Origin of the sequence: Enterobacter sp. TMH.L2 (genome assembly GCF_050847315.1) — a bacterium.
Lineage (GTDB): Bacteria > Pseudomonadota > Gammaproteobacteria > Enterobacterales > Enterobacteriaceae > Cedecea.
Genome location: NZ_CP193791.1, coordinates 1351424 through 1373608 on the forward strand (window position 1 = coordinate 1351424; position 22185 = coordinate 1373608).

At 57.3% G+C, this 22185-nt stretch carries 21 protein-coding genes; 18 read left to right on the forward strand and 3 right to left on the reverse strand.

Annotated elements, in window-relative coordinates; translation table 11 throughout:
* Positions 1-112 precede the first annotated feature (112 nt).
* Positions 113-664: an endonuclease SmrB gene (gene smrB / locus ACREYP_RS06515; RefSeq protein ID WP_008459682.1), complete on the reverse strand. Its 552-nt coding sequence runs from the start codon at positions 662-664 to the stop codon at positions 113-115.
* A 173-nt stretch (positions 665-837) separates the two neighbouring features.
* Here smrB and prmB point away from each other — a divergent pair, with 173 nt between their 5' ends.
* The 6 genes from prmB to ACREYP_RS06545 all read left to right on the forward strand — a co-directional run bounded on the left by prmB (position 838) and on the right by ACREYP_RS06545 (position 5433).
* On the forward strand, positions 838-1770 hold the full coding sequence (prmB, locus tag ACREYP_RS06520) for a 50S ribosomal protein L3 N(5)-glutamine methyltransferase (RefSeq protein WP_008459683.1): 933 nt from the start codon (positions 838-840) through the stop codon (positions 1768-1770).
* An 82-nt stretch (positions 1771-1852) separates the two neighbouring features.
* Entirely contained in the window at positions 1853-2938 is a 1086-nt protein-coding gene (aroC, locus tag ACREYP_RS06525; protein WP_008459684.1) for a chorismate synthase, read from the forward strand.
* 4 nt (positions 2939-2942) lie between these two features.
* Positions 2943-3767, forward strand: coding sequence for a penicillin-insensitive murein endopeptidase (gene mepA, locus ACREYP_RS06530; RefSeq protein WP_008459685.1), 825 nt, complete (start codon positions 2943-2945; stop codon positions 3765-3767).
* Positions 3768-4565 (forward strand): sulfite exporter TauE/SafE family protein, encoded by a 798-nt coding sequence (locus tag ACREYP_RS06535; RefSeq protein ID WP_213712843.1) that lies wholly within the window; start codon positions 3768-3770, stop codon positions 4563-4565.
* Between the two features lie 16 nt (positions 4566-4581).
* Positions 4582-5130: an elongation factor P hydroxylase gene (locus ACREYP_RS06540; RefSeq protein WP_008459689.1), complete on the forward strand. Its 549-nt coding sequence runs from the start codon at positions 4582-4584 to the stop codon at positions 5128-5130.
* Between the two features lie 27 nt (positions 5131-5157).
* Positions 5158-5433 (forward strand): YfcL family protein, encoded by a 276-nt coding sequence (locus tag ACREYP_RS06545; protein ID WP_008459691.1) that lies wholly within the window; start codon positions 5158-5160, stop codon positions 5431-5433.
* Positions 5434-5504: 71 nt separating this feature from the next.
* On the opposite strand, the gene mnmC is transcribed toward ACREYP_RS06545, so the two are convergent.
* Positions 5505-7505 carry a bifunctional tRNA (5-methylaminomethyl-2-thiouridine)(34)-methyltransferase MnmC2/FAD-dependent 5-carboxymethylaminomethyl-2-thiouridine(34) oxidoreductase MnmC1 gene (gene mnmC, locus ACREYP_RS06550; RefSeq protein WP_336819266.1) on the reverse strand — a complete coding sequence of 667 codons (2001 nt, stop codon included), beginning with the start codon at positions 7503-7505 and terminating at the stop codon, positions 5505-5507.
* 158 nt (positions 7506-7663) lie between these two features.
* Between mnmC and fabB the strand changes: the two genes are divergently transcribed.
* Both fabB and ACREYP_RS06560 read left to right on the forward strand, forming a co-directional pair.
* Positions 7664-8881 carry a beta-ketoacyl-ACP synthase I gene (gene fabB / locus ACREYP_RS06555; RefSeq protein WP_008459695.1) on the forward strand — a complete coding sequence of 406 codons (1218 nt, stop codon included), beginning with the start codon at positions 7664-7666 and terminating at the stop codon, positions 8879-8881.
* A gap of 225 nt (positions 8882-9106) precedes the next feature.
* On the forward strand, positions 9107-10288 hold the full coding sequence (locus ACREYP_RS06560; RefSeq protein WP_008459697.1) for an MFS transporter: 1182 nt from the start codon (positions 9107-9109) through the stop codon (positions 10286-10288).
* 56 nt (positions 10289-10344) lie between these two features.
* Here ACREYP_RS06560 and flk read toward each other — a convergent pair whose 3' ends face one another.
* Positions 10345-11349, reverse strand: coding sequence for a flagella biosynthesis regulator Flk (flk, locus tag ACREYP_RS06565; RefSeq protein ID WP_336819265.1), 1005 nt, complete (start codon positions 11347-11349; stop codon positions 10345-10347).
* A gap of 114 nt (positions 11350-11463) precedes the next feature.
* On the opposite strand from flk, the gene pdxB reads away from it, so the two are divergent.
* The 10 genes from pdxB (at position 11464) to ACREYP_RS06615 (ending at position 22169) form a co-directional block, all read left to right on the forward strand.
* Positions 11464-12600 carry a 4-phosphoerythronate dehydrogenase PdxB gene (gene pdxB, locus ACREYP_RS06570; protein ID WP_336819264.1) on the forward strand — a complete coding sequence of 379 codons (1137 nt, stop codon included), beginning with the start codon at positions 11464-11466 and terminating at the stop codon, positions 12598-12600.
* A 69-nt stretch (positions 12601-12669) separates the two neighbouring features.
* Positions 12670-13683, forward strand: a complete 1014-nt coding sequence (locus ACREYP_RS06575) for an aspartate-semialdehyde dehydrogenase (protein WP_336819263.1) — start codon at positions 12670-12672, stop codon at positions 13681-13683.
* Positions 13683-14498 carry a tRNA pseudouridine(38-40) synthase TruA gene (gene truA, locus ACREYP_RS06580; protein ID WP_008459710.1) on the forward strand — a complete coding sequence of 272 codons (816 nt, stop codon included), beginning with the start codon at positions 13683-13685 and terminating at the stop codon, positions 14496-14498. Before ACREYP_RS06575 ends, truA begins: the two co-directional genes overlap by 1 nt.
* Positions 14499-14523: 25 nt before the next feature.
* The gene (locus ACREYP_RS06585) at positions 14524-15183 is read left to right on the forward strand and encodes a DedA family protein (RefSeq protein WP_008459711.1); all 660 of its coding nucleotides are present in this window, start codon (positions 14524-14526) and stop codon (positions 15181-15183) included.
* Positions 15184-15321: 138 nt separating this feature from the next.
* The gene (gene accD, locus ACREYP_RS06590) at positions 15322-16242 is read left to right on the forward strand and encodes an acetyl-CoA carboxylase, carboxyltransferase subunit beta (RefSeq protein ID WP_008459714.1); all 921 of its coding nucleotides are present in this window, start codon (positions 15322-15324) and stop codon (positions 16240-16242) included.
* Positions 16243-16306: 64 nt separating this feature from the next.
* Entirely contained in the window at positions 16307-17575 is a 1269-nt protein-coding gene (folC, locus tag ACREYP_RS06595; RefSeq protein ID WP_336819262.1) for a bifunctional tetrahydrofolate synthase/dihydrofolate synthase, read from the forward strand.
* A complete protein-coding gene (gene dedD, locus ACREYP_RS06600; protein WP_336819261.1) occupies positions 17565-18281 on the forward strand; it encodes a cell division protein DedD in 717 nt (238 codons plus the stop codon). Before folC ends, dedD begins: the two co-directional genes overlap by 11 nt.
* A 299-nt stretch (positions 18282-18580) precedes the next feature.
* Complete coding sequence (gene cvpA, locus ACREYP_RS06605; protein ID WP_008459721.1) at positions 18581-19066, forward strand: colicin V production protein; 486 nt, start codon at positions 18581-18583, stop codon at positions 19064-19066.
* Between the two features lie 37 nt (positions 19067-19103).
* Positions 19104-20621, forward strand: coding sequence for an amidophosphoribosyltransferase (purF, locus tag ACREYP_RS06610; RefSeq protein ID WP_008459723.1), 1518 nt, complete (start codon positions 19104-19106; stop codon positions 20619-20621).
* 135 nt (positions 20622-20756) lie between these two features.
* The gene (locus ACREYP_RS06615) at positions 20757-22169 is read left to right on the forward strand and encodes an MFS transporter (RefSeq protein WP_336819260.1); all 1413 of its coding nucleotides are present in this window, start codon (positions 20757-20759) and stop codon (positions 22167-22169) included.
* The last annotated feature ends 16 nt before the right edge of the window (positions 22170-22185 follow it).

Here is a 22185-nt window from a genome sequence, read left to right on the forward strand (position 1 = left end):
TTTCCCCCTCACCCTAACCCTCTCCCCAAAGGGGCGAGGGGACTGCTCCCGATCGTTTTCCCCCTCTCCCTCTGGGAGAGGGCCGGGGTGAGGGGAATCCCTTGCGCTGAGCTTATGGCAGCTCCGGCGGCTGCCACTCTTCAATTTCTATTAACACCAGCAGCGCGGCATCGCCGCCGTACTCTTTCGGCGCCTGATGAAACGCCACAATATGCGGATGCTGCGCCAGCCAGAGCGGCGTTTGCTGCTTTAGGACGTGTTTACCGTGGCCGTGCATCACGCAGGCACAAAAAACGTGCTCGCGGCGGCAGGCGGCAATCAGCGCGCCCAGCTCCTGTTTGGCCTGAAGCTGGGTCAGACCGTGCAAATCAAGAAATAGCTCCGGAGAATAATCCCCGCGACGCAGTTTCTTCAGTTCAAAATGACTCACGCCTTCGCGCACGTAGCGCATTGGCCCTTCGGTCGCCAGGCGTGGCTGAAACTCATCGGAAAAATAGTGGCTGGCATCGGCCTGCTCCTGCAGCAGACGCTTCACGGGCACTTCCGTTATTTTCTTGCGCACCGGGCGGTGGACAATCGTGTCCTGAGCCAGTTTTTTCGTGCCGCCCATCAGGCCGCGAAACAGCGCCTCATCTTCGGAACTGAGCGGTGATTTTTTTTTCATGTTTCTCTCATCTCGCATTCGCTTTGCGGCCAGTTTACCTGCTTTACCCGGCAGCAATAAAGAAAACGCAAATTTCGCGGCCTACCGGCGTCGATGGATGCTGATTTGTCGCCTCCTTCATGGCAAACTAACCGATTATTATTGAACTAGCGTGAGTCGCCTGCGGAGGGCACGTGGATAAAATTTTCGTCGATGAGGCAGTAAACGAGCTGCATACCATTCAGGACATGCTGCGCTGGTCGGTCAGCCGCTTTAGCGCCGCCAACATCTGGTATGGGCACGGCACCGACAATCCATGGGATGAAGCCGTTCAGCTGGTTCTGCCAAGTCTGTACCTGCCGCTGGATATTCCTGAAGACATGCGCACCGCGCGTCTGACCCCAAGCGAGCGTCACCGCATCGTCGAACGCGTGATTCGCCGCGTCAACGAACGTATTCCGGTTGCCTACCTGACCAATAAAGCCTGGTTCTGCGGCCACGAGTTCTACGTGGACGAACGTGTACTGGTGCCGCGCTCGCCGATTGGAGAGCTGATTAACAACCGCTTTGCCGGGATGATCGACCACGAGCCGCAGCACATTCTGGATATGTGCACCGGCAGCGGCTGCATCGGGATTGCCTGCGCCTATGAATTCCCGAATGCGGAAGTGGATATTGTTGATATTTCCCCTGACGCTATCGCCGTGGCCGAGCAGAACATTGCCGAGCACGGCCTGGACCACAACGTCACGCCGATTCGCTCTGACCTGTTCCGCGACCTGCCTAAAGTGCAGTACGACGTGATTGTGACGAACCCGCCGTATGTTGATGAAGAAGACATGGCGGATCTGCCGGGCGAATACCACTTCGAACCTGAGCTGGGCCTGGCGGCCGGCAGCGATGGTCTGAAGCTGGCTCGTCGTATTCTTGGCTGCGCGCCGGATTACCTGGCCGACGGCGGGATCCTGATTTGTGAAGTGGGGAACAGCATGGTACACCTGATGGAGCAGTACCCGGAGGTGCCGTTCACCTGGCTTGAGTTCGACAACGGCGGCGACGGCGTATTTATGCTGACTAAAGCGCAGCTGATTGACGCTCGCGAGTATTTCAGTATCTACAAAGATTAATTGCCGAACGTAGACGAGCCTTCGGGCTCGTTTTACTTCCCGCGCACAACACAATAACTAGAACGGTGATTAAGGAGCCGTGATGGCTGGTAACAGTATTGGACAGGTTTTTCGCGTAACGACATTTGGTGAATCTCACGGCATCGCGCTGGGCTGCATTGTTGACGGCGTCCCGCCGGGCATCCCGCTGACGGAGGCCGACCTGCAGCACGATCTCGATCGCCGCCGTCCGGGCACCTCGCGCTACACCACTCAACGCCGTGAGCCTGACCAGGTCAAAATTCTCTCCGGCGTGTTTGAAGGCGTGACGACCGGCACGAGCATTGGCCTGCTGATTGAAAATACCGATCAGCGTTCCCAGGATTACAGCGCCATCAAAGACGTGTTCCGTCCGGGACACGCGGATTACACCTACGAACAAAAATACGGCCTGCGCGACTACCGCGGCGGCGGCCGTTCTTCTGCCCGTGAAACCGCCATGCGCGTTGCAGCGGGCGCCATTGCCAAGAAATACCTTGAGCAGAAATTCGGCATTAAAATTCGCGGCTGCCTGACGCAGATGGGCGATATTCCGCTGGAAATCAAAGACTGGGATCAGGTTGAGCAGAACCCGTTCTTCTGCCCGGATCCGGATAAAATCGACGCGCTGGACGAGCTGATGCGAGGCCTGAAAAAAGAGGGCGACTCCATCGGCGCGAAAGTGACCGTTGTGGCTGACAACGTGCCGCCGGGCCTCGGTGAGCCGGTCTTTGACCGCCTGGACGCAGACATTGCCCACGCGCTGATGAGTATCAACGCGGTGAAAGGCGTGGAAATTGGCGAAGGCTTCGGCGTGGTGAACCTGCGCGGCAGCCAGAACCGGGATGAAATCACCCAGCAAGGCTTCCAGAGCAACCACGCGGGCGGCATTCTGGGCGGCATCAGCAGCGGTCAGCAGATCGTGGCTAACATGGCCCTGAAACCAACTTCCAGCATTACCGTGCCGGGCAAAACCATTAATCGCGAAGGCGAAGAAGTGGAGATGATCACCCGCGGGCGTCACGATCCTTGCGTGGGGATCCGCGCTGTGCCGATCGCAGAAGCAATGCTGGCTATCGTGCTGATGGATCACCTGCTGCGCCAGCGCGCTCAGAACGCTGACGTTTCTTCCCCGCTGCCTCGCTGGTAAGACGATGAACAAACTCCTGATCGGGATGCTGGCGCTGGCCGCCAGCGCCCAGGCTCTAGCGGCGACGCCGTGGCAAAAAATCGACCACCCGATTGCCGGTAGCGCGCAGTCTATTGGCGCGTTTTCCAACGGCTGCATCGTCGGGGCTCACGCGTTGCCGCTTGAGGACGCCCGCTACCAGGTGATGCGCCCGGATCAGCGTCGCTACTTTGGTCATCCCGATCTGGTGATGTTTATTCAGCGCCTGAGTAATCAGGTCAATCAGCTCGGCCTGGGGACAGTGTTGATTGGTGACATGGGCATGGCGGCAGGCGGGCGTTTTAGCTCCGGCCACGCCAGCCATCAGACCGGGCTTGATGTCGACATTTTCCTGCAACTGCCAAAAACTCGCTGGACGTCGGCGCAATTGCTGCGCCCTCAGGCTTTGGATTTGGTTGCTGCCGACGGCAAGCGCGTGGTGCCTTCGCTGTGGAAACCGGAAATCGACAGCCTGATTAAGCTCGCGGCTAAAGATAACGAGGTGACGCGCATCTTCGTGAACCCGGCTATTAAGCAGCGACTTTGCGAAGATGCGGGCGCTGACCGCGACTGGCTGCGTAAGGTGCGCCCGTGGTTTGCCCACCGCGCCCACATGCACGTTCGCCTGCGCTGCCCGGCTAACAGCCTTGAGTGTGAGGATCAGCCTCTGCCTCCTCCGGGAGACGGCTGCGGGGCCGAGCTGCAAAGCTGGTTCGCGCCGCCTGCACCGGGCAGCACGCCGCCGAAAAAGACAACGCCACCGCCGCTACCCGCCTCCTGTCAGGCATTACTGGATGAGCACGCTCTGTAAATGGAATGGTTTATGGTTTCCCCGCTGCTGCTGGTGGCGCTGTTTTTTGTCGCCATGCTGGCCGGGTTTATTGATGCCCTTGCGGGCGGCGGCGGGTTACTGACGGTCCCTGCTTTGCTGGCGGTAGGCATGTCTCCGGCTCAGGCCCTGGCAACCAACAAGCTACAGGCCTGCGGCGGCTCGGTTTCAGCCTCTCTCTATTTCATTCGCCGCAAGGTGGTCAGCCTTGCCGATCAGAAGCTCAATATTCTGATGACCTTTATCGGCTCTACCTGCGGCGCATTGCTGGTGCAGCACGTGAAGTCCGATATTTTGCGCCAGATCCTGCCGCTGCTGATTATCGGCATCGGGCTCTATTTCCTGCTGATGCCAAAGCTCGGGGAAGAAGACCGGCAGCGCCGCCTGCACGGTTTGCCGTTCGCGTTAATTGCCGGGGGCTGCGTCGGTTTTTATGATGGCTTCTTTGGCCCCGGCGCCGGGTCGTTTTACGCGCTGGCCTTTGTGACGCTTTGCGGCTTCAACCTCGCCAAATCCACCGCCCACGCGAAAGTCCTGAACGCCACCTCCAATCTTGGCGGGCTGCTGCTGTTTATCATCGGCGGCAAGGTGATTTGGGGCACCGGCTTTGTGATGATGGCCGGGCAATTTTTAGGGGCGAGGGCGGGTTCGCGCCTCGTCTTAAGTAAAGGGCAGCAGCTGATTCGCCCAATGATTGTCGTTGTTTCGGCGGTAATGAGCGCCAAGCTGCTGTATGACAGCCACGGACCGGAAATTCTCCATTGGTTAGGGATAGCCTGAAATGAATGATGTCACTATGAGCAAACAACACCATTACCAGGAACTGATTGACGTGTTCGATAGCTGCTTCCTGGCAGAGTTTAATACCCGCTTGATCAAGGGCGATGACGAGCCTATTTATCTGCCTGCGGATGACGAATTGCCGTATAACCGCATCGTCTTCGCGCACGGCTATTACGCCAGCGGAATGCATGAGATTTCCCACTGGTGCGTGGCGGGCGCAGAGCGCCGCAAGCTGGTGGACTTCGGTTACTGGTATTGCCCGGACGGGCGAGACGCCGAAACCCAGGGCAAGTTCGAAGATGTGGAAGTGAAGCCGCAGGCGCTGGAGTGGATGCTCAGCACCGCCGCGGGCTTCCCGTTTAACGTCAGCTGCGACAACCTGAGCGGCGATTTTGAGCCTGACCGCATTGCGTTTCAGCGCCGGGTTCATGCCCAGGTTATGACTTATCTGAAAGACGGGATCCCCGAGCGCCCGGCTCGTTTGATTGACGCGTTAAGGGCGTATTATGGCACCCCTGCGCTCGAAGCCGGGCAGTTTGCCTGGCCAGAAGACCTAAACTAAAAATCACCTGTATGAAGAGGATGTATGATGATCGCGGAATTTGAGTCACGTATTTTGGCGTTGATTGATGAGATGGTGGAGCACGCCAGTGACGACGACCTGTTTGCCAGCGGTTATTTGCGTGGGCACCTGACTCTGGCGGTAGCCGAACTGGAAAACGGCGACGACCATACGCCAGACGCGCTGCATGTGGTGGTGAGCGATAGCCTGCAAAAGGCGATTCAGGCCGGTGAGCTTTCCCCGCGCGACCAGGCGCTGGTGTTGGGCATGTGGGAAACGCTTTTCGAGAAGGCGAAGTTTTAACCCTCACCCTAACCCTCTCCCTAAAAGGGAGAGGGGATAAAAGCGTTACAGAGAAGCTGATGAAGGGAAGATCACTTCACCGCTTTTCCTTTCAATAGCTTCCTTACCCAAAGCCGATTCGGGTTTAGCGCCGCGAGCGTGACTGCATCCAGCGGAATAGGCTCTTCACTCATCTGCGCTGCCAGAATCTCAGAAGCCAGCGGCGCGCTACACAGCCCGCGTGAGCCCAATGCACCCAGCATATAAAGATTGTCGTAAACCGGTGCAGGCTCTGCGTTTGCACGATCCTCGGCCAGCCCGATATATTGCTCAAGCGTGGCGTCATAATCTGGCACACTGCCCACCATTGGAAGGTGGTCGCGTGAAGCGCAGCGCACGCCGCAGCGGGCTTCGTTGGCTGAAACGTCCACTTCTTTTGCCCATTCTGCATTCGGCAGACAGTCGAGCAGGCGCTGGCGATTATGCTGCTGATCTTCTGCATTCCAGGTCATTTCATCCCGGCCACGGTGATAGCTGGCGCCAATACAATGCTGCTGGTTGTGCGGGTTGACCGGCGTCAGATAGCCGTCGTAGCACAGCACCTGGCGGAGCTGGCTTAATCCCGGCGTGGTAGGAATATGGCTGACCTGGCCGCCGACTGAATAAACAGGCAGGTTCTGAGTTTGAGAAAACCGACTTATTTGATGTCCGTTGGCCAGCACGACGGCGGCATGCTGGGCGGTCTCTTGCTGAGCAAAATCTATCTTCCAGCCGCCTTTCGCGGCCGTTAAGTCGGTCACCCGGTATCCAAAATGAATCTTCAACCCTTGCTGTTCGGCTAGCGCAAGAGCGCCGGCGGTAAGCTGTGCCGGGTAGAGCCAGCCGCCCAGCGGATAGCTGATGCCACCGCACTGCGTGTCCACGCCACAGGCTTCCGCCACAGTATCAGCATCCACCGCCTTCGCCAGTAAGTCTGGCAGGTTCAGACCGAGCATCTGTTCGATTTTATGGGCACTTTTTTCATCCCAGGCGAGCTGGGTTACGCCGCACCAGGCATGATCAAAAGTTACCGGAAGGGCATCGTACAGTCGGCGCGCGAAGGTGAATGCCGCCGGGAAAAAGGTGGTTAGCGCCGCATCATGCGCGGTTAGCAGCGGGTAAAGTGCGCCCTGACGGTTGCCGGATGCGCCCTGGGCTGGGGCTTCATCCTCGCAATACAGGGTGACCTTCCAGCCTCGACGCAGCAGCGCCAGGGCGAGCAGGGCGCTGGCAATGCCGCCGCCAATAATCGCGGTTTCACGTTCACTTGTGCCAGGGCGAGCGTACCAGGGTGCGCGGGCAGGAGTATCCACGGGCTGTTGTAGAGATCCAACTAGCATTTCGCGTTTGCGGCCAAACCCTTTGCTGCGTGTCACGGTGAAGCCCGCTTCAATTAAGCCACGGCGTACAAAGCCTGCGGAAGTAAAGGTCGCCAGCGTGCCCCCAGGGCGAGCCATGCGAACCATGGCCTGGAAGAGCTGCTGTGTCCACATATCCGGGTTTTTGGAGGGCGCGAAGCCATCCAGGAACCAGGCATCGACCTGCTGATTAAGGGTGTCATCTAACTGAGATATCAGCTCGTTAATATCGCCAAACCACAGGTCAAGCGTGATGCGGCCATTGTCCAGCAGCAGGCGGTGGCAGCCGGGAATCGGCAGCGGCCATTGTTGCTGAAGCTCGGTGGCGAAGCGACTGAGCTCTGGCCAGTGCTGATGGGCCAGCGCCAGATCGGCGGCGGTCAGGGGAAATTTTTCAAAACTGATAAAATGCAGCCGTTTTAAGCAGGCATCTTCACGTTTCACACAAAATTCATCGAACGCCTGCCATAAAGTCAAAAAGTTAAGGCCGGTACCAAACCCACTTTCTGCGACCACAAAAAGCGGTCTTTCGTGGGTTGCAAAGCGTTCAGGGAGATGGTTTCCGCCGAGGAAGACGTATCGCGTCTCTTCCAGTCCGTTATCGTTAGAGAAGTAAACGTCGTCAAAATCTCGGGATACAGGTGTACCTTCTTCGTTAAAACCGAGGTTGGCGGATTGTATAGGGGAATGTTTCACGTAAGTTGCTCGTCTGACAGGCAGTGGCACGATCATAACGGCGTGAGCGGAGCGGCGCAAATTTCCGCACAATTTGGCTGATCGGACTTGTTCGGCTTACAACTGTACGCTATTGTGCGACACGAAATCCTACATAGTGCAGTGAACGAGGTATTTGAATGAAACGTGCAGTGATTACTGGCCTGGGCATTGTTTCCAGCATTGGTAATAACCAGCAGGAAGTCCTGGCATCTCTGCGAGAAGGACGCTCAGGGATCACTTTCTCGGAAGAGTTTAAAGACGCGGGAATGCGTAGCCACATCTGGGGTAACGTCAAGCTGGATACCACTGGTTTGATTGACCGTAAAGTGGTTCGTTTCATGAACGATGCCTCTATCTATGCCTATCTCTCCATGCGTGAAGCGATTGCCGATGCGGGCCTGAGCGAAGAGGTTTACCAGAACAACCCACGCGTTGGTCTGATTGCCGGTTCCGGCGGCTCTTCTAAAGCGCAGGTCTTTGGTGCTGACGCCATGCGTAGCCCGCGCGGCCTGAAAGCCGTGGGTCCTTACGTGGTGACTAAAGCCATGGGCTCTGCGGTTTCCGCTTGCCTGGCAACGCCGTTCAAAATTCATGGGGTGAACTACTCCATCAGCTCCGCCTGTGCAACTTCCGCCCACTGTATCGGTAACGCGGTAGAGCAGATTCAGCTCGGTAAACAAGACATCGTCTTTGCCGGCGGCGGCGAAGAACTGGGCTGGGAAATGGCGTGTGAGTTTGATGCGATGGGCGCGCTGTCCACCAAGTACAACGAAACGCCAGAAAAAGCTTCCCGTACCTATGACGCGCACCGCGACGGCTTCGTCATTGCAGGCGGCGGCGGTATGGTTGTGGTTGAAGAACTGGAGCACGCTCTGGCTCGTGGCGCACACATTTATGCTGAAATCGTTGGCTACGGCGCAACGTCTGACGGCGCGGACATGGTTGCCCCGTCCGGTGAAGGCGCGGTGCGCTGCATGAAGATGGCGATGCACGGCGTTGATACCCCAATCGACTACCTGAACTCCCACGGTACTTCTACTCCGGTAGGCGACGTGAAAGAGCTGGGTGCGATTCGTGAAGTGTTCGCCGATCGCAGCCCGGCGATCTCTGCGACTAAAGCCATGACCGGCCACTCTCTGGGCGCCGCGGGCGTACAGGAAGCCATCTATTCTCTGCTGATGCTTGAACACGGCTTCATCGCGCCAAGCATTAACGTGGAAGAGCTGGACGAACAGGCTGCTGGCCTGAACATCGTCACTAAAGCGACGGATGCAGCGCTGACCACCGTGATGTCCAACAGCTTCGGCTTCGGCGGCACTAACGCCACGCTGGTGATGCGTAAGCTGAACGCTTAATCGCCATAATCATTCGGAATGGGGCACCTGCGGGGGCCCCATTTTTTTGCCCATTGTTCAGCATTGACAGTCGGTTAACCGAAAGGCACTATGCATTCCCCTCCATTATCATTATTGATAATGCGTAAGCGTTTAACGTTAACCAACGCACCCTGCCATCTGAACACTCAGAGGAAAGGGCGCGGGGTAACTTGCGCCTTGCTCTGAATTTATGGAGTAAGCAGTATGTCTGCAGTACCTGATTCCACTCTTAAAACGTCGAAATCGGCAAATACATCGCTTTTCAGAATTACCTTTGCGGTCTTTCTTACCTATATGACGGTGGGCCTGCCGCTGCCCGTTATCCCGCTTTTTGTTCACCAGCAGTTGGGCTACGGCAACATGATGGTTGGCGTGGCGGTGGGCATTCAGTTTCTCGCCACCGTATTGACCCGGGGTTACGCGGGGCGACTCGCCGACCAGATGGGCGCTAAACGCTCCGTCCTGCAAGGGATGTTTGCCTGCGGACTGGCGGGCGCTGCCTACCTGCTCGCTGCGCTATTGCCGGTAGAGCCAGCGGTGAAGTTTGCCTTGCTGATCGTTGGGCGGCTGATTCTTGGTTTTGGCGAAAGCCAGCTGCTGACCGGCAACCTGACCTGGGGGTTGGGGCTGGTTGGCCCGGGGCGTTCGGGTAAGGTGATGTCCTGGAATGGGATGGCGATTTATGGCGCGCTGGCTGCCGGTGCACCGCTGGGGCTGATGCTTAACAGCCAGTGGGGTTTTGTGGCGCTGGGCGTGACAACCATTGCTTTGCCGCTGATTGGGCTGCTGTTTAACGGCACCGTGAAACCTGTTCCGGCCCATAAAGGCGAGCGGCCTTCGTTATTGACCGTGATCGGACTTATCTGGCAGCCGGGGCTGGGTCTCGCGCTGCAGGGCGTCGGCTTTGCGGTTATCGGCACCTTTGTTTCGCTCTATTTTGCCGCAAACGGCTGGGCCCATGCAGGCTTCACGTTGACGGCTTTTGGCGGCGCTTTTGTACTGGTGCGCGTGCTGTTTGGCTGGATGCCCGATCGCTACGGCGGCGTGCGCGTGGCGCTGTTTTCCCTTGCGGTTGAAACCGTGGGCTTGCTGCTGCTCTGGCACGCACCAGGAGCCTGGACCGCGCTGCTGGGTGCGGCGCTGACCGGCTGCGGTTGTTCGCTTATATTCCCCGCGCTTGGCGTTGAAGTGGTTAAGCGTGTTCCGCCTCAGGTGCGCGGCACGGCGCTGGGCGGCTATGCTGCATTCCAGGATATTTCATACGGTGTCACCGGGCCGCTGACCGGAATTCTGGCAACGTCTATGGGCTATTCGTCGGTGTTTATGGCCGGGGCCGTTTCTGCGGTGCTGGGGATTGCCGTGACGCTGGTGGCGTTCAGGAAGTAGGTTTGCTTGTTGCCCGTTTTTTCCCTCTCCTTTTGGGAGAGGGTTGGGGTGAGGAACTAGATCACCAGCCAGAGCAAAATCACCACCACGACCAGCGCGATCAACGCCAGACCAGGCCTCGCGCTCAGCGCCTTTATCGGCTCGATAATTGCGCTAAACATCGGGTTGTAGATCGGCTGAATATCACGCACTTCAATCGTAGTTGGCTGTCGCTCGGCGCGTTTTAAAAACACCTGATTGAGAATGTCCTGTACCTGCGCGGTCGTCAGTATCGTTTGCGGCGTGGCCTGGAAGCGCTGCTGGCTGTAATCCACCATCTCTTTCCACTCCTGCGGCTCAAGCGGCTGCTTTAGGGCCGCCTGCACGCTGTGCAAAGTAGGCGCAGACTGCTGGCTCAGCGTTTGCCTTGCCTGGAGCCAGGTTGTCAACAAAGCAAAGTGCTTAGCCGGAATGAGTTCACCGGTTTTCACGCCGGACAGCTCCAGCATTGACTGCCAGATTTGTTTGCCGGACTCGCCCGTTGCCGCGGCGAGTTTGGTGACAAGCTGGTTCAGGCTGTTGTGCTCGGCGGGGAGCAGCGGGCGGTCGGTGGCCGGGCGCTGCTGCGGCTGAGGGATGGCGAGCTGGTTGTTTTGCAGCAGCGTCAGCACGGTTTTGAGCTGGTCCGGCGTGAGCTGGCTCAGCGCCGTCTGGCCAAACTGCTGGCGGATAAAGTCGCTCACCGCCTGGCGGTTATTGCCCTGGGGCAGCAAATCGCTCAGTTGCTGAATGATCTGACGCGTTGCCAGCGTGGTTTGCGCACTGGTCAGGCGCTGATTCAGGTTTTGCTCAGCGGCGGGGAAATGCCGAGACAGCAGCGGCGTCTCGCTTTTGAGTCCCAGATCGTGCTTAAGGCCCGCCCACACTTCAGCGCTCTGCTGTTGGCTAAGCGCAATGATCCGGGTGATCAGGCGCTCCAGCACGGTACGTTGCTGGGTGGAAAGCGGCTGTTCGCCGGCGGCAGACGGTGCGGAGGGAGGTTCCCCCGGAGGACGCGGCGTGGCGCCCTGAATGGGTTGCATTATTAAATGATCCTTAAGTGCGACAAAACATTCGCAAGTAGTTCGTTATGCCCGGACGTCAGATTATGGCACACTATCCGGCCTTATCTCGACGATTAACAGACAGGTACTCAGGTGAAAATCCTCGTTGATGAAAATATGCCCTATGCCCGCGAACTTTTCAGCCGCCTGGGCGAGGTGACTGCCGTGCCGGGACGTCCGATTCCGGTGGATGCGTTAACGGATGCTGACGCGTTAATGGTTCGTTCGGTCACCAAAGTGAATGCCGAACTGCTGGACGGTAAAGGGATCAAATTTGTCGGGACGGCCACGGCCGGAACCGATCACGTTGATGAAGCGTATTTGCAAAGTGCCGGGGTGGCTTTCTCTGCCGCTCCTGGATGCAACGCGATTGCCGTGGTTGAGTATGTGTTCTCCTCCTTATTGATGCTGGCCGAACGTGATGGTTTTGAGCTGAAAAACCGGACAGTCGGCATCGTCGGCGTGGGTAACGTTGGTTCCCGTCTTCAGGCGCGCCTGGAAGCCTGGGGCGTGCGCACCTTACTGTGCGACCCGCCGCGAGCCGATCGCGGTGATGAAGGCGATTTCGTTTCGCTGGAAACGCTGGTGCAGGAAGCCGACGTCATCACCTTCCATACGCCACTGTTTAAATCCGGCGAGTATAAAACGCTGCATCTGGCGGACGAGGCGCTGATTAGCCGCCTGAAGCCTGGCGCTATTCTGATTAATGCCTGTCGTGGCCCGGTAGTGGACAACAACGCATTGCTGAAATGCTTAAAAGCAGGGCAGAATCTCAGCGTTGTGCTGGACGTCTGGGAGCCGGAGCCGGATCTCAACGTCGAGTTGCTCGACAAGGTCGATATTGGCACGGCGCACATTGCGGGCTATACGCTTGAAGGTAAGGCTCGCGGTACTACTCAGGTCTTTGAAGCCTTTAGCGATTTTATCGGCCAGTCTCAGACAGTGGCGCTGGATTCACTTCTGCCTGCGCCGGAGTTTGGCCGCATCACGCTGGCAGGCCCGCTCGATCAGCCCACGCTCAAAAGACTGGTGCATCTGGTGTATGATGTGCGCCGCGACGACGCGCCGCTGCGGAAGGTAGCCGGTCAGCCTGGTGAATTCGACAAGCTGCGTAAGAACTATCTGGAGCGCCGCGAGTGGTCATCGCTGTATGTGCAGTGTGACGATGTCGACGCGGCAGACATGCTGCAAAAACTTGGCTTTAGCGCGGCACATCACCCGCTTCGCTGAGCAATATCTTCTGGCTCCCTGGGGCGACGTCCTGGGGAGCATCTGTTCTATTTTCTGGAGTAAACCAACATGTCCGAAGGCTGGAATATTGCCATTTTAGGCGCCACCGGTGCCGTAGGCTCAGCTTTGCTTGAACTGCTTGCTGAACGTCAGTTCCCGGTTGGTGAATTGTACGCCCTGGCGCGCGGCGAGAGCGCCGGTGAAAATCTGCGTTATGAAGGCAAAACTATCCTGGTGCAGGACGCGGCAGAGTTTGACTGGACGCAGGCTCAGCTGGCGTTCTTCGTGGCGGGCGTTGAAGCCTCCGCTCGCTATGTGGAAGAAGCGACCAACGCGGGCTGTCTGGTGATTGACTCAAGCGGTCTTTTCTCGCTGGAGCCGGACGTGCCGCTGGTTGTGCCGGATGTGAACCCGTTCGTGCTGAGCGATTACCGTAACCGTAATCTGGTGGCAGTGGCGGACAGCCTGACCAGCCAACTGCTGAGCGCTTTGAAACCGTTGATTGAGCAGGGTGGCCTGTCACGCATTCAGGTGACCAGCCTGCTGTCTGCTTCTGCGCACGGCAAAGTGGCCGTAGACGCGCTGGCCGGGCAAAGCGCCCGTCTGCTGAACGGCATTCCTATTGATGAAGAAGACCTGTTTGGCCGCCAGCTGGCGTTCAACATGCTGCCGCTGGTGCCGGACGCCGAAGGCAGCGTGCGGGAAGAGCGTCGCCTGGTGAATGAAGTGCGTAAAGTGCTGCAGGACGATGGCTTAATGATCTCCGCCAGCCTTGTGCAGTCGCCGGTGTTCTATGGCCATGCCCAAATCGTCAACTTTGAAGCGCTGCGCCCGCTGGCGGCAGAAGAAGCCCGCGATGCGTTTGCTCAGGCAGAAGATATTGAGCTGTCTGAAGAGGGAGAATTCCCGACTCAGGTGGCGGATGCGTCCGGTAGCGGCCATCTTTCTATTGGCTGCGTACACAACGATTACGGTATGCCGGAGCAAATCCAGTTCTGGTCAGTCGCCGATAACGTTCGCTTTGGAGGCGCGCTGATGGCGATAAAAACCGCTGAGAAACTGGTGCAGGAGTATATGTACTGATGTCCGAAGTGCTAAGCGAAATTCCGCTTCATAAAATCGCGCTCGGCATTGAGTACGACGGCAGTAAATATTACGGCTGGCAGCGCCAAAACGAAGTGCGCAGCGTGCAGGAAAAGCTGGAAAAAGCGCTGTCTCAGGTGGCCAATGAGCCGATTAACGTGTTTTGCGCAGGGCGTACCGATGCGGGCGTTCACGCCACGGGCCAGGTGGTGCATTTTGAAACCAGCGCGGTGCGCAAAGATGCGGCCTGGACGATGGGCGTCAATACGAATTTGCCTGGTGACATCGCCGTGCGCTGGGTAAAAGATGTGCCGTCTGAGTTCCACGCCCGCTTTAGCGCCACGGCTCGCCGCTATCGCTACGTGATTTATAATCACCGCCTGCGTCCGGCCATTCTGCAGCAGGGCGTAACCCATTTTCATCTGCCTCTGGATGCGGATAAAATGCACCGCGCCGCGCAGAGCCTGCTGGGGGAAAATGACTTTACCTCGTTCCGTGCGGTGCAGTGCCAGTCCCGCACCCCGTGGCGCAATATGATGCACATCACGGTAAACCGCTACGGCGCTTACATCGTGGTGGACATTAAGGCCAACGCTTTTGTGCACCACATGGTGCGCAACATCGTCGGTAGCCTGATGGAAGTCGGCTGCGGTAACCAGGCTGAAACCTGGATGGCCGATCTGCTGGCAATGAAGGACCGCACTAAGGCCGCTGCCACCGCGAAGGCGGAAGGGCTGTACCTGGTGTCGGTGGATTACCCCGACCACTTTGCGCTGCCGCGTCTGCCGATGGGGCCGCTTTTTTTAGCCGATTGATTGCTGCTTAAGAAAGGATACTTTGATGGATTTCATCCGTTTTATCATCGACTTCATTTTGCATATCGACGTGCATCTGGCCGAGCTAGTGGCACAATACGGTGTCTGGGTTTACGCTATTCTGTTCCTGATTTTGTTCTGCGAAACCGGGCTGGTAGTTACGCCGTTTTTACCGGGTGATTCACTGCTGTTTGTGGCGGGCGCGCTGGCGTCGCTGGAAACCAACGACCTGAACGTGCATTACATGGTCATTTTGATGGTGATTGCCGCCATCATCGGCGATGCGGTGAACTACACTATCGGGCGGCTGTTTGGTGAGAAGTTGTTCAGTAATCCGAATTCAAAAATCTTCCGCCGCAGTTATCTCGATAAAACTCACGCTTTTTACGAGCGTCACGGCGGAAAAACGATTATCCTCGCGCGCTTCGTGCCGATTGTGCGAACCTTCGCACCGTTTGTCGCCGGGATGGGGCACATGTCCTATCGCCATTTTGCGTTCTATAACGTCGTCGGCGCACTGCTGTGGGTCTTGCTGTTCACCTACGCGGGCTACCTGTTCGGTAACCTGCCGGTGGTACAGGAAAACCTGAAGCTGCTGATTGTGGCAATTATCGTGGTGTCGATTTTGCCTGGCGTGGTGGAAGTTATCCGCCACAAACGCGCGGCGTCGCGGCAGTCAAAATAATACGTGGCAGCGGTTCGACCACTTTTTTATCCAAAGTAGCGGGCCGTTGTGTTTTAATGAGCACCATTTATGGTCTGGGGCAGGGAAAACTGCCGCAGAAAAGCTGGTATCGACCAGGTTCAAGCAGAAAGGTCATCAATGAGCTGGATTGAACGAATTCTCAATAAGAGCAATATTACTCCCACCCGCAAGGCGAGCATCCCTGAAGGGGTGTGGACCAAGTGCGACAGCTGCGGCCAGGTCCTGTACCGCGCCGAGCTGGAACGCAATCTTGGTGTCTGCCCTAAGTGCGATCACCACATGCGTATGTCGGCCCGCGATCGCCTGCATAGCCTGTTAGATGAAGGCACAATGGTGGAATTGGGGAGCGAGCTTGAGCCAAAAGATTTGCTGAAGTTCCGTGACTCCAAGAAGTACAAAGATCGTCTGGTTAGCGCGCAGAAAGAGACCGGCGAGAAAGACGCGCTGGTTGTCATGAAAGGCACCCTGCACGGTATGCCTGTTGTGGCTGCGGCCTTCGAGTTCGCCTTTATGGGCGGCTCAATGGGCTCCGTAGTTGGCGCGCGTTTTGTTCGTGCCGTTGAGCAGGCGCTGGAAGACAACTGCCCGATGGTGTGCTTCTCCGCTTCCGGCGGGGCGCGTATGCAGGAAGCGCTGATGTCGCTGATGCAGATGGCGAAAACCAGCGCTGCGCTGGCAAAAATGCAGGAACGCGGTCTGCCGTACATCTCCGTGCTGACTGACCCAACCATGGGCGGCGTTTCCGCAAGCTTCGCGATGCTGGGTGACCTGAACATTGCCGAGCCGAAAGCGCTGATTGGCTTTGCCGGTCCACGCGTTATCGAGCAGACCGTTCGTGAAAAACTGCCGCCGGGCTTCCAGCGCAGTGAGTTCCTGATCGAAAAAGGCGCTATCGACATGATCGTTCGTCGTCCGGAAATGCGCCTGAAACTGGCGAGCATCCTGGCGAAGTTCATGAATCTGCCAGCGCCAAACCCGGAAGCCCCGCGTGAGCCCATCGTGGTTCCGCCAGCACCGGAACAGGGTCAAGAGGCCTGATTCGCAACTAAGGGCAGGCCAGCAGGTTCTGCCCTTTTCTTTATGTGCATGTTAAGTGGGCATCATGGACAAAGACCTTATTCCTCAAGCCACGTCGCCCCTGGCCACGTGGCTTTGCTATCTTGAAAACCTTCATTCCACCACTATCGATATGGGCCTTGAGCGCATCAGCAACGTTGCGCGCAAGCTCGATGTGCTGAAACCTGCGCCAACGGTTTTTACCGTGGCCGGCACGAACGGGAAAGGCACCACCTGCCGTACGCTTGAAACCGCGCTGATGGCCGACGGCTATCGAGTAGGGGTTTATAGCTCTCCGCATCTGGTGCGTTACACCGAGCGCGTGCGTATTCAGGGTGAAGAGTTGCCTGAAGCCCTGCATACCGCCTCGTTTGCCGAAATTGAGGCCGCTCGCGGAGATATTTCCTTAACCTATTTTGAATACGGAACGCTCTCGGCCTTGCTATTGTTTAAGCAGCAGGCGGTAGACGTGGTGATTCTTGAGGTTGGCCTTGGCGGGCGTCTGGATGCCACCAATATTGTGGATTCCGATGTGGCTGTGGTCACCAGCATTGCGCTCGATCACACCGACTGGCTTGGCCCGGACCGTGAGAGCATTGGCCGTGAAAAAGCCGGCGTCTTCCGCAGAGATAACCCTGCGGTTGTGGGCGAGCCAGATATGCCGCAGACGATTGCCGATGTGGCGCAGGAGAAGGGCGCGCAATTACTGCGCCGCGGCGTTGACTGGGAATATGAAGTTAACGGCACAGGCTGGACGTTCCGGGACGCTAACGGCGAGCTTAAAGATCTGCCGCTGCCGCTGGTTCCACAGCCCAATGCCGCCACGGCGCTGGCCGCTTTACGTGCCAGCAAACTGAACGTGAGTGAAAACGCGATACGCTATGGCATCGAACATGCCACGCTGCCGGGGCGTTTCCAGATTGTGTCTCAGGCACCGCGCGTGATTCTTGATGTTGCCCATAACCCTCACGCGGCGGCTTATCTTGCGGGTCGCCTGGCGGCGCTACCAAAACAGGGTCGTGTGCTGGCGGTGATTGGCATGCTACACGATAAAGACATAGCCGGAACGCTTGCCTGTTTGTCGCCTCAGGTCGATAGCTGGTATTGTGCTCCGCTGGAAGGGCCACGAGGCGCAAGCGCAGAGCAGCTTATGGCCCATCTTGGTCACGGCAAAGCATTTGCAACCGTGGCGGACGCATGGCATGCCGCCATGGCGGAAGCAACGGCCGAAGATACCGTGCTGGTGTGTGGTTCGTTCCACACGGTGGCCCATGTAATGGAAGTACTGGACGCGGGGAGAGCAGGTGGCGAGTAAGTTTCAAAACCGATTAGTCGGAACCATTATTCTGGTCGCACTGGGCGTGATTGTGCTGCCGGGTCTGCTGGACGGGCAGAAAAAACATTATCAGGATGAGTTCGCGGCCATTCCTTTGGTGCCAAAACCTGGAGACAGCGACGAGCCCGATATGCTGCCTGCGGCTACTCAGGCTTTGCCAGCGCAGCCGCCGGAAGGCGCGGCGGAAGAGGTAAGGGCGGGCGCTTCCGTACCGCCGGGGTTGAACAGTGGGGCTATCCCGAATGAAGGCTCAGCGGGCGTTGACGAAGTGCCTGTCGCGCGCGAACAGCCTAAGCCGCAGCCTGTGCAGGAAAAACCAAAGCCTAAGCCGGTGGAAAAACCGCAGCCTAAACCTGCCGCTGATGATAACACTGGTCAGCAGCTTGCGATGGCCTCCGAACAGGCGTCGAAGGCGGAAAAAACTGCCGACAAAGCCCCGACCGGGCAAGCCTATGTGGTGCAGCTTGGCGCATTGAAAAATGCGGACAAAGTGAATGAAATTGTTGGTAAACTGCGCGGGGCCGGGTTCAAGGTTTACACCTCGCCGACCACGCCTGTGCAGGGGAAAATTACCCGTATTCTGGTCGGGCCGGATGCCTCGAAGGATAAGTTGAAGTCTTCGTTGGGCGAACTGAATTCCCTTTCTGGTCTGAACGGCGTGGTGATGAATTACTCGCCAAGGTAGTCGCCAGTGAGCCTCACCCCGGCCCTCTCCCTGGAAGGGAGAGGGGGAAAAATATCGCACCATACTGTTCCCTCGCCCCTTTGGGGAGAGGGTTAGGGTGAGGGGAAAAACGACGGCATAGCCTCGCTTCCCCCCGACGGAGTGAAGGCAAAACAGGCACTTTTTTAATGGCGTTGATGCTTTTTTCAACGCCATTATTTATTTACGCGGGGGAAGGAAATCCCTACGCAAACGTTTTCTTTTTCTGTTAGAATTCGCCCCGAACTGGACGTCAGGGCAATTTATCACGAGATTTTTTCATGATCTGGATAGATTACGCCATCATTGCGGTTATCGGTTTTTCTTGTCTGGTAAGCGTAATACGTGGGTTTGTGAAGGAAGCGTTATCGCTTGTGACCTGGGGATGTGCTTTCTTTGTCGCCAGTCATTACTACACTTATCTGTCAGTCTGGTTCACTGGCTTTGAAGACGAACTGGTACGTAATGGGATAGCTATCGCGGTGCTGTTTATCGCGACGCTGATTGTTGGTGCGATAGTCAATTATGTGATTAGCGCGCTGGTGCAAAAAACCGGCCTGTCGGGTACAGACAGGGTGTTGGGGATCTGCTTTGGCGCCTTGCGTGGCGTACTGATCGTCTCCGCCATTCTGTTCTTCCTGGATACCTTTACCGGTTTTTCGAAAAGCGATGACTGGCAAAAGTCGCAGCTTATCCCGCAATTCAGTTTCATCATCAGATGGTTCTTTGACTATCTGCAAAGCTCGTCAAGTTTCTTGCCCCGCTAATCGTAGTGGGGATGTGGCTTAATGAGGAAAAGACAACATGTGCGGTATTGTCGGTATCGCCGGTTTCATGCCGGTAAACCAGTCGATTTATGATGCGTTAACGGTGCTTCAGCACCGTGGCCAGGATGCCGCAGGCATCGTCACCATCGACGCGTTAAATTGCTTCCGTCTGCGTAAAGCGAATGGCCTGGTGAGCGATGTGTTTGAAGCCCGTCACATGCAGCGTCTGCAGGGGAATATGGGTATTGGCCACGTGCGTTACCCCACAGCCGGCAGTTCCAGCGCTTCTGAAGCTCAGCCTTTCTACGTCAACTCGCCTTACGGGATTACGCTGGCGCATAACGGTAATCTGACCAATGCCCACGAGCTGCGCAAAAAGCTGTTCGAAGAAAAGCGCCGCCACATTAACACCACTTCTGATTCTGAAATCCTGCTCAATATCTTTGCCAGCGAGCTGGATAACTTCCGTCATTATCCGCTGGAAGCAGACAACATTTTTGCTGCTATCGCCGCCACTAACCGCCAGATTCGCGGCGCTTACGCCTGCGTGGCGATGATTATCGGCCACGGCATGGTTGCCTTCCGCGACCCGAACGGCATCCGCCCGCTGGTGATCGGCAAACGCGATCTGGGCGATGGCCGCACCGAATACATGGTGGCCTCCGAGAGCGTGGCGCTGGACACTCTGGGCTTTGAATTCCTGCGTGATATCGCGCCGGGCGAAGCAGTTTACATTACCGAGAAAGGCCAGCTGTTCACCCGGCAGTGCGCCGACAACCCGGTCAGCAATCCTTGCCTGTTCGAGTACGTGTACTTTGCTCGCCCGGACTCCTTCATCGACAAGATCTCCGTCTACAGTGCGCGCGTTGAGATGGGGAAAAAGCTTGGCGAAAAAATTGCCCGTGAATGGGAAGACCTGGATATCGACGTGGTCATTCCGATTCCAGAAACCTCCTGCGACATCGCGCTGGAAATCGCCCGCATTCTTGAGAAGCCGTACCGCCAGGGGTTTGTGAAAAACCGCTACGTAGGCCGTACGTTTATTATGCCGGGCCAGCAGCTGCGCCGTAAATCCGTGCGCCGCAAGCTGAATGCCAACCGCGCTGAATTCCGCGACAAGAACGTGCTGCTGGTGGATGACTCCATCGTGCGTGGCACCACCTCTGAGCAGATTATCGAGATGGCGCGTGAAGCCGGTGCCAAAAAGGTTTACCTGGCATCCGCTGCACCGGAAATTCGCTTCCCTAACGTGTACGGCATTGATATGCCGAGCGCCAACGAGCTGATTGCTCACGGCCGCGAAGTGGATGAAATTCGCCAGATCATCGGCGCCGACGGCCTGATTTTCCAGGATCTGGACGATCTGATCGAAGCCGTACGCGTGGAAAACCCGGACATCACCCAGTTCGAATGCTCCGTCTTTAACGGCATCTACGTGACGAAAGACGTTGACCACAAATACCTGCAGTATCTCGAATCCTTGCGTAACGACGACTCCAAAGCACTGGCGCGTCAGAACGAAGTGGAAAACTTAGAGATGCACAACGAAGGCTAAGCTAAGCCGCCCTCGTTTACAGGCCCACGGTTTACCCCGTGGGCTTTTTTATGCCCGATGCACAGAGAGACAAATTGTGGTTGGTTTTTCATTCTATCATTCCATTACTTTATGGAATGATAGATGGAAGAGTGAATGTCAGACATTACGAGTCAAAATGCCTCCTGGGCCACGCTGCTTAGCGGCCATAACGGGCTGCGATCCCTGGCCCTTGCCGGCGGCGTGGCGCTGCATGCCATTAATATCTATATCGTCACCACGATTTTGCCGACCGTCATTCAGGAGATTGGCGGCCTGGCCTGGTATGCGTGGAACACCACGCTCTTTGTCGCCGCGTCGATTGTAGGCTCCGCCGTCTCTGCGAAGCTGATTGCGCGGCAGGGCGCGGCGATGGCCTACCTGTCGGCCCTGCTGCTGTTTTCCTGCGGGGCGGTAATCTGCGCGCTGGCACCCTCCATGCCGGTCATGCTCCTGGGGAGAGTGGTGCAGGGACTCGGAGGTGGTGTGCTGTTTGCGCTGAGCTACGCGCTGATCCGCGTCGCCTTTGAGGCTCCGCTTTGGTCCCGGGCTATGGCGCTGGTTTCCGGCATGTGGGGTATCGCAACCCTTTGTGGCCCGGCGATCGGCGGTGTTTTCGCGGAGATCGGCGAATGGCGCCTTGCGTTTTGGGCGTTGCTGCCGATAGCCGCCGTGCTTGCCCTGATTGTGATGGTGCAATTTAGAAGCATGTCGAAGCCTGAAGCCGGTGAGGCACGATTGCCCGTACTCACCATCTCGCTGTTGGTCCTGTCTGTGCTAGCCATTTCCCTCGCCGGGCTGGGCGGCTCTTTGGCCCTGAATATCTCCGGAATAGCCGTTGGTCTGGGGCTAGGGTGGCTCATCGCTCGCCTGGACAGCAGGCCGGACGCGGCAAAATTGCTGCCTCGCGGCGCTTATTCCCCGACGCGCGGTATTGGCCTGCTTTATGCGATGATGGCGCTGCTGGTCATTGGCCTGACGACGGAAATTTACGTGCCATACTTTCTGCAGCTCATCCATCTATTCAGCCCGTTGTCTGCCGGTTATTTGACGGCAATGATGGCCGGGGGCTGGACGCTGGCGGCGCTTTTTAGCGCTTCAGTCAGTTCAAAAATGTCGCAGCGGATAATCTGCGTCGGGCCGCTGGTGGTGCTTGTGTCGTTGGTCACGCTGTCCATTATTATGCCGACACCTTTTAACGGCCCGGCGGGCGTGGTTGCCTGCGGTACGGCGCTGGCGGGCGTTGGGTTCGGGATTGGTCTTGCCTGGCCTCATCTTTTAACGAAGGTATTTCAGGCGGCACCGCCCGGGGAAGAAACGCTGGCGTCCGCCTCCATTACTACCGTGCAGCTTTACGCGACGGCGCTCGCCGCCGCCCTGGCCGGGGTTATTACTAACGGGGCCGGCATCACTTCACCCGGAGGGGTTGAAGGGGCCAGCGCGGCCAGTATGGCGTTGTTTGGGGTCTTCGCTTTGGCGCCGGCCGGTGCGACGCTTTTAGCAATACGCCTGAGTCGGCAGGCCAGGTGATATCTGTCACTTTAGG

What these genes read in the sequence shown, in the direction of transcription:
- smrB (WP_008459682.1), bottom strand. Translation starts at nt 664, where the DNA reads ATGAAAAAAAAATCACCGCTCAGTTCCGAAGATGAGGCGCTGTTTCGC.
- aroC (WP_008459684.1), top strand. Translation starts at nt 1,853, where the DNA reads ATGGCTGGTAACAGTATTGGACAGGTTTTTCGCGTAACGACATTTGGT.
- mepA (WP_008459685.1), top strand. Translation starts at nt 2,943, where the DNA reads ATGAACAAACTCCTGATCGGGATGCTGGCGCTGGCCGCCAGCGCCCAG.
- ACREYP_RS06535 (WP_213712843.1), top strand. Translation starts at nt 3,768, where the DNA reads ATGGAATGGTTTATGGTTTCCCCGCTGCTGCTGGTGGCGCTGTTTTTT.
- ACREYP_RS06540 (WP_008459689.1), top strand. Translation starts at nt 4,582, where the DNA reads ATGAGCAAACAACACCATTACCAGGAACTGATTGACGTGTTCGATAGC.
- ACREYP_RS06545 (WP_008459691.1), top strand. Translation starts at nt 5,158, where the DNA reads ATGATCGCGGAATTTGAGTCACGTATTTTGGCGTTGATTGATGAGATG.
- fabB (WP_008459695.1), top strand. Translation starts at nt 7,664, where the DNA reads ATGAAACGTGCAGTGATTACTGGCCTGGGCATTGTTTCCAGCATTGGT.
- ACREYP_RS06560 (WP_008459697.1), top strand. Translation starts at nt 9,107, where the DNA reads ATGTCTGCAGTACCTGATTCCACTCTTAAAACGTCGAAATCGGCAAAT.
- flk (WP_336819265.1), bottom strand. Translation starts at nt 11,349, where the DNA reads ATGCAACCCATTCAGGGCGCCACGCCGCGTCCTCCGGGGGAACCTCCC.
- ACREYP_RS06575 (WP_336819263.1), top strand. Translation starts at nt 12,670, where the DNA reads ATGTCCGAAGGCTGGAATATTGCCATTTTAGGCGCCACCGGTGCCGTA.
- truA (WP_008459710.1), top strand. Translation starts at nt 13,683, where the DNA reads ATGTCCGAAGTGCTAAGCGAAATTCCGCTTCATAAAATCGCGCTCGGC.
- ACREYP_RS06585 (WP_008459711.1), top strand. Translation starts at nt 14,524, where the DNA reads ATGGATTTCATCCGTTTTATCATCGACTTCATTTTGCATATCGACGTG.
- accD (WP_008459714.1), top strand. Translation starts at nt 15,322, where the DNA reads ATGAGCTGGATTGAACGAATTCTCAATAAGAGCAATATTACTCCCACC.
- folC (WP_336819262.1), top strand. Translation starts at nt 16,307, where the DNA reads ATGGACAAAGACCTTATTCCTCAAGCCACGTCGCCCCTGGCCACGTGG.
- cvpA (WP_008459721.1), top strand. Translation starts at nt 18,581, where the DNA reads ATGATCTGGATAGATTACGCCATCATTGCGGTTATCGGTTTTTCTTGT.
- purF (WP_008459723.1), top strand. Translation starts at nt 19,104, where the DNA reads ATGTGCGGTATTGTCGGTATCGCCGGTTTCATGCCGGTAAACCAGTCG.
- ACREYP_RS06615 (WP_336819260.1), top strand. Translation starts at nt 20,757, where the DNA reads ATGTCAGACATTACGAGTCAAAATGCCTCCTGGGCCACGCTGCTTAGC.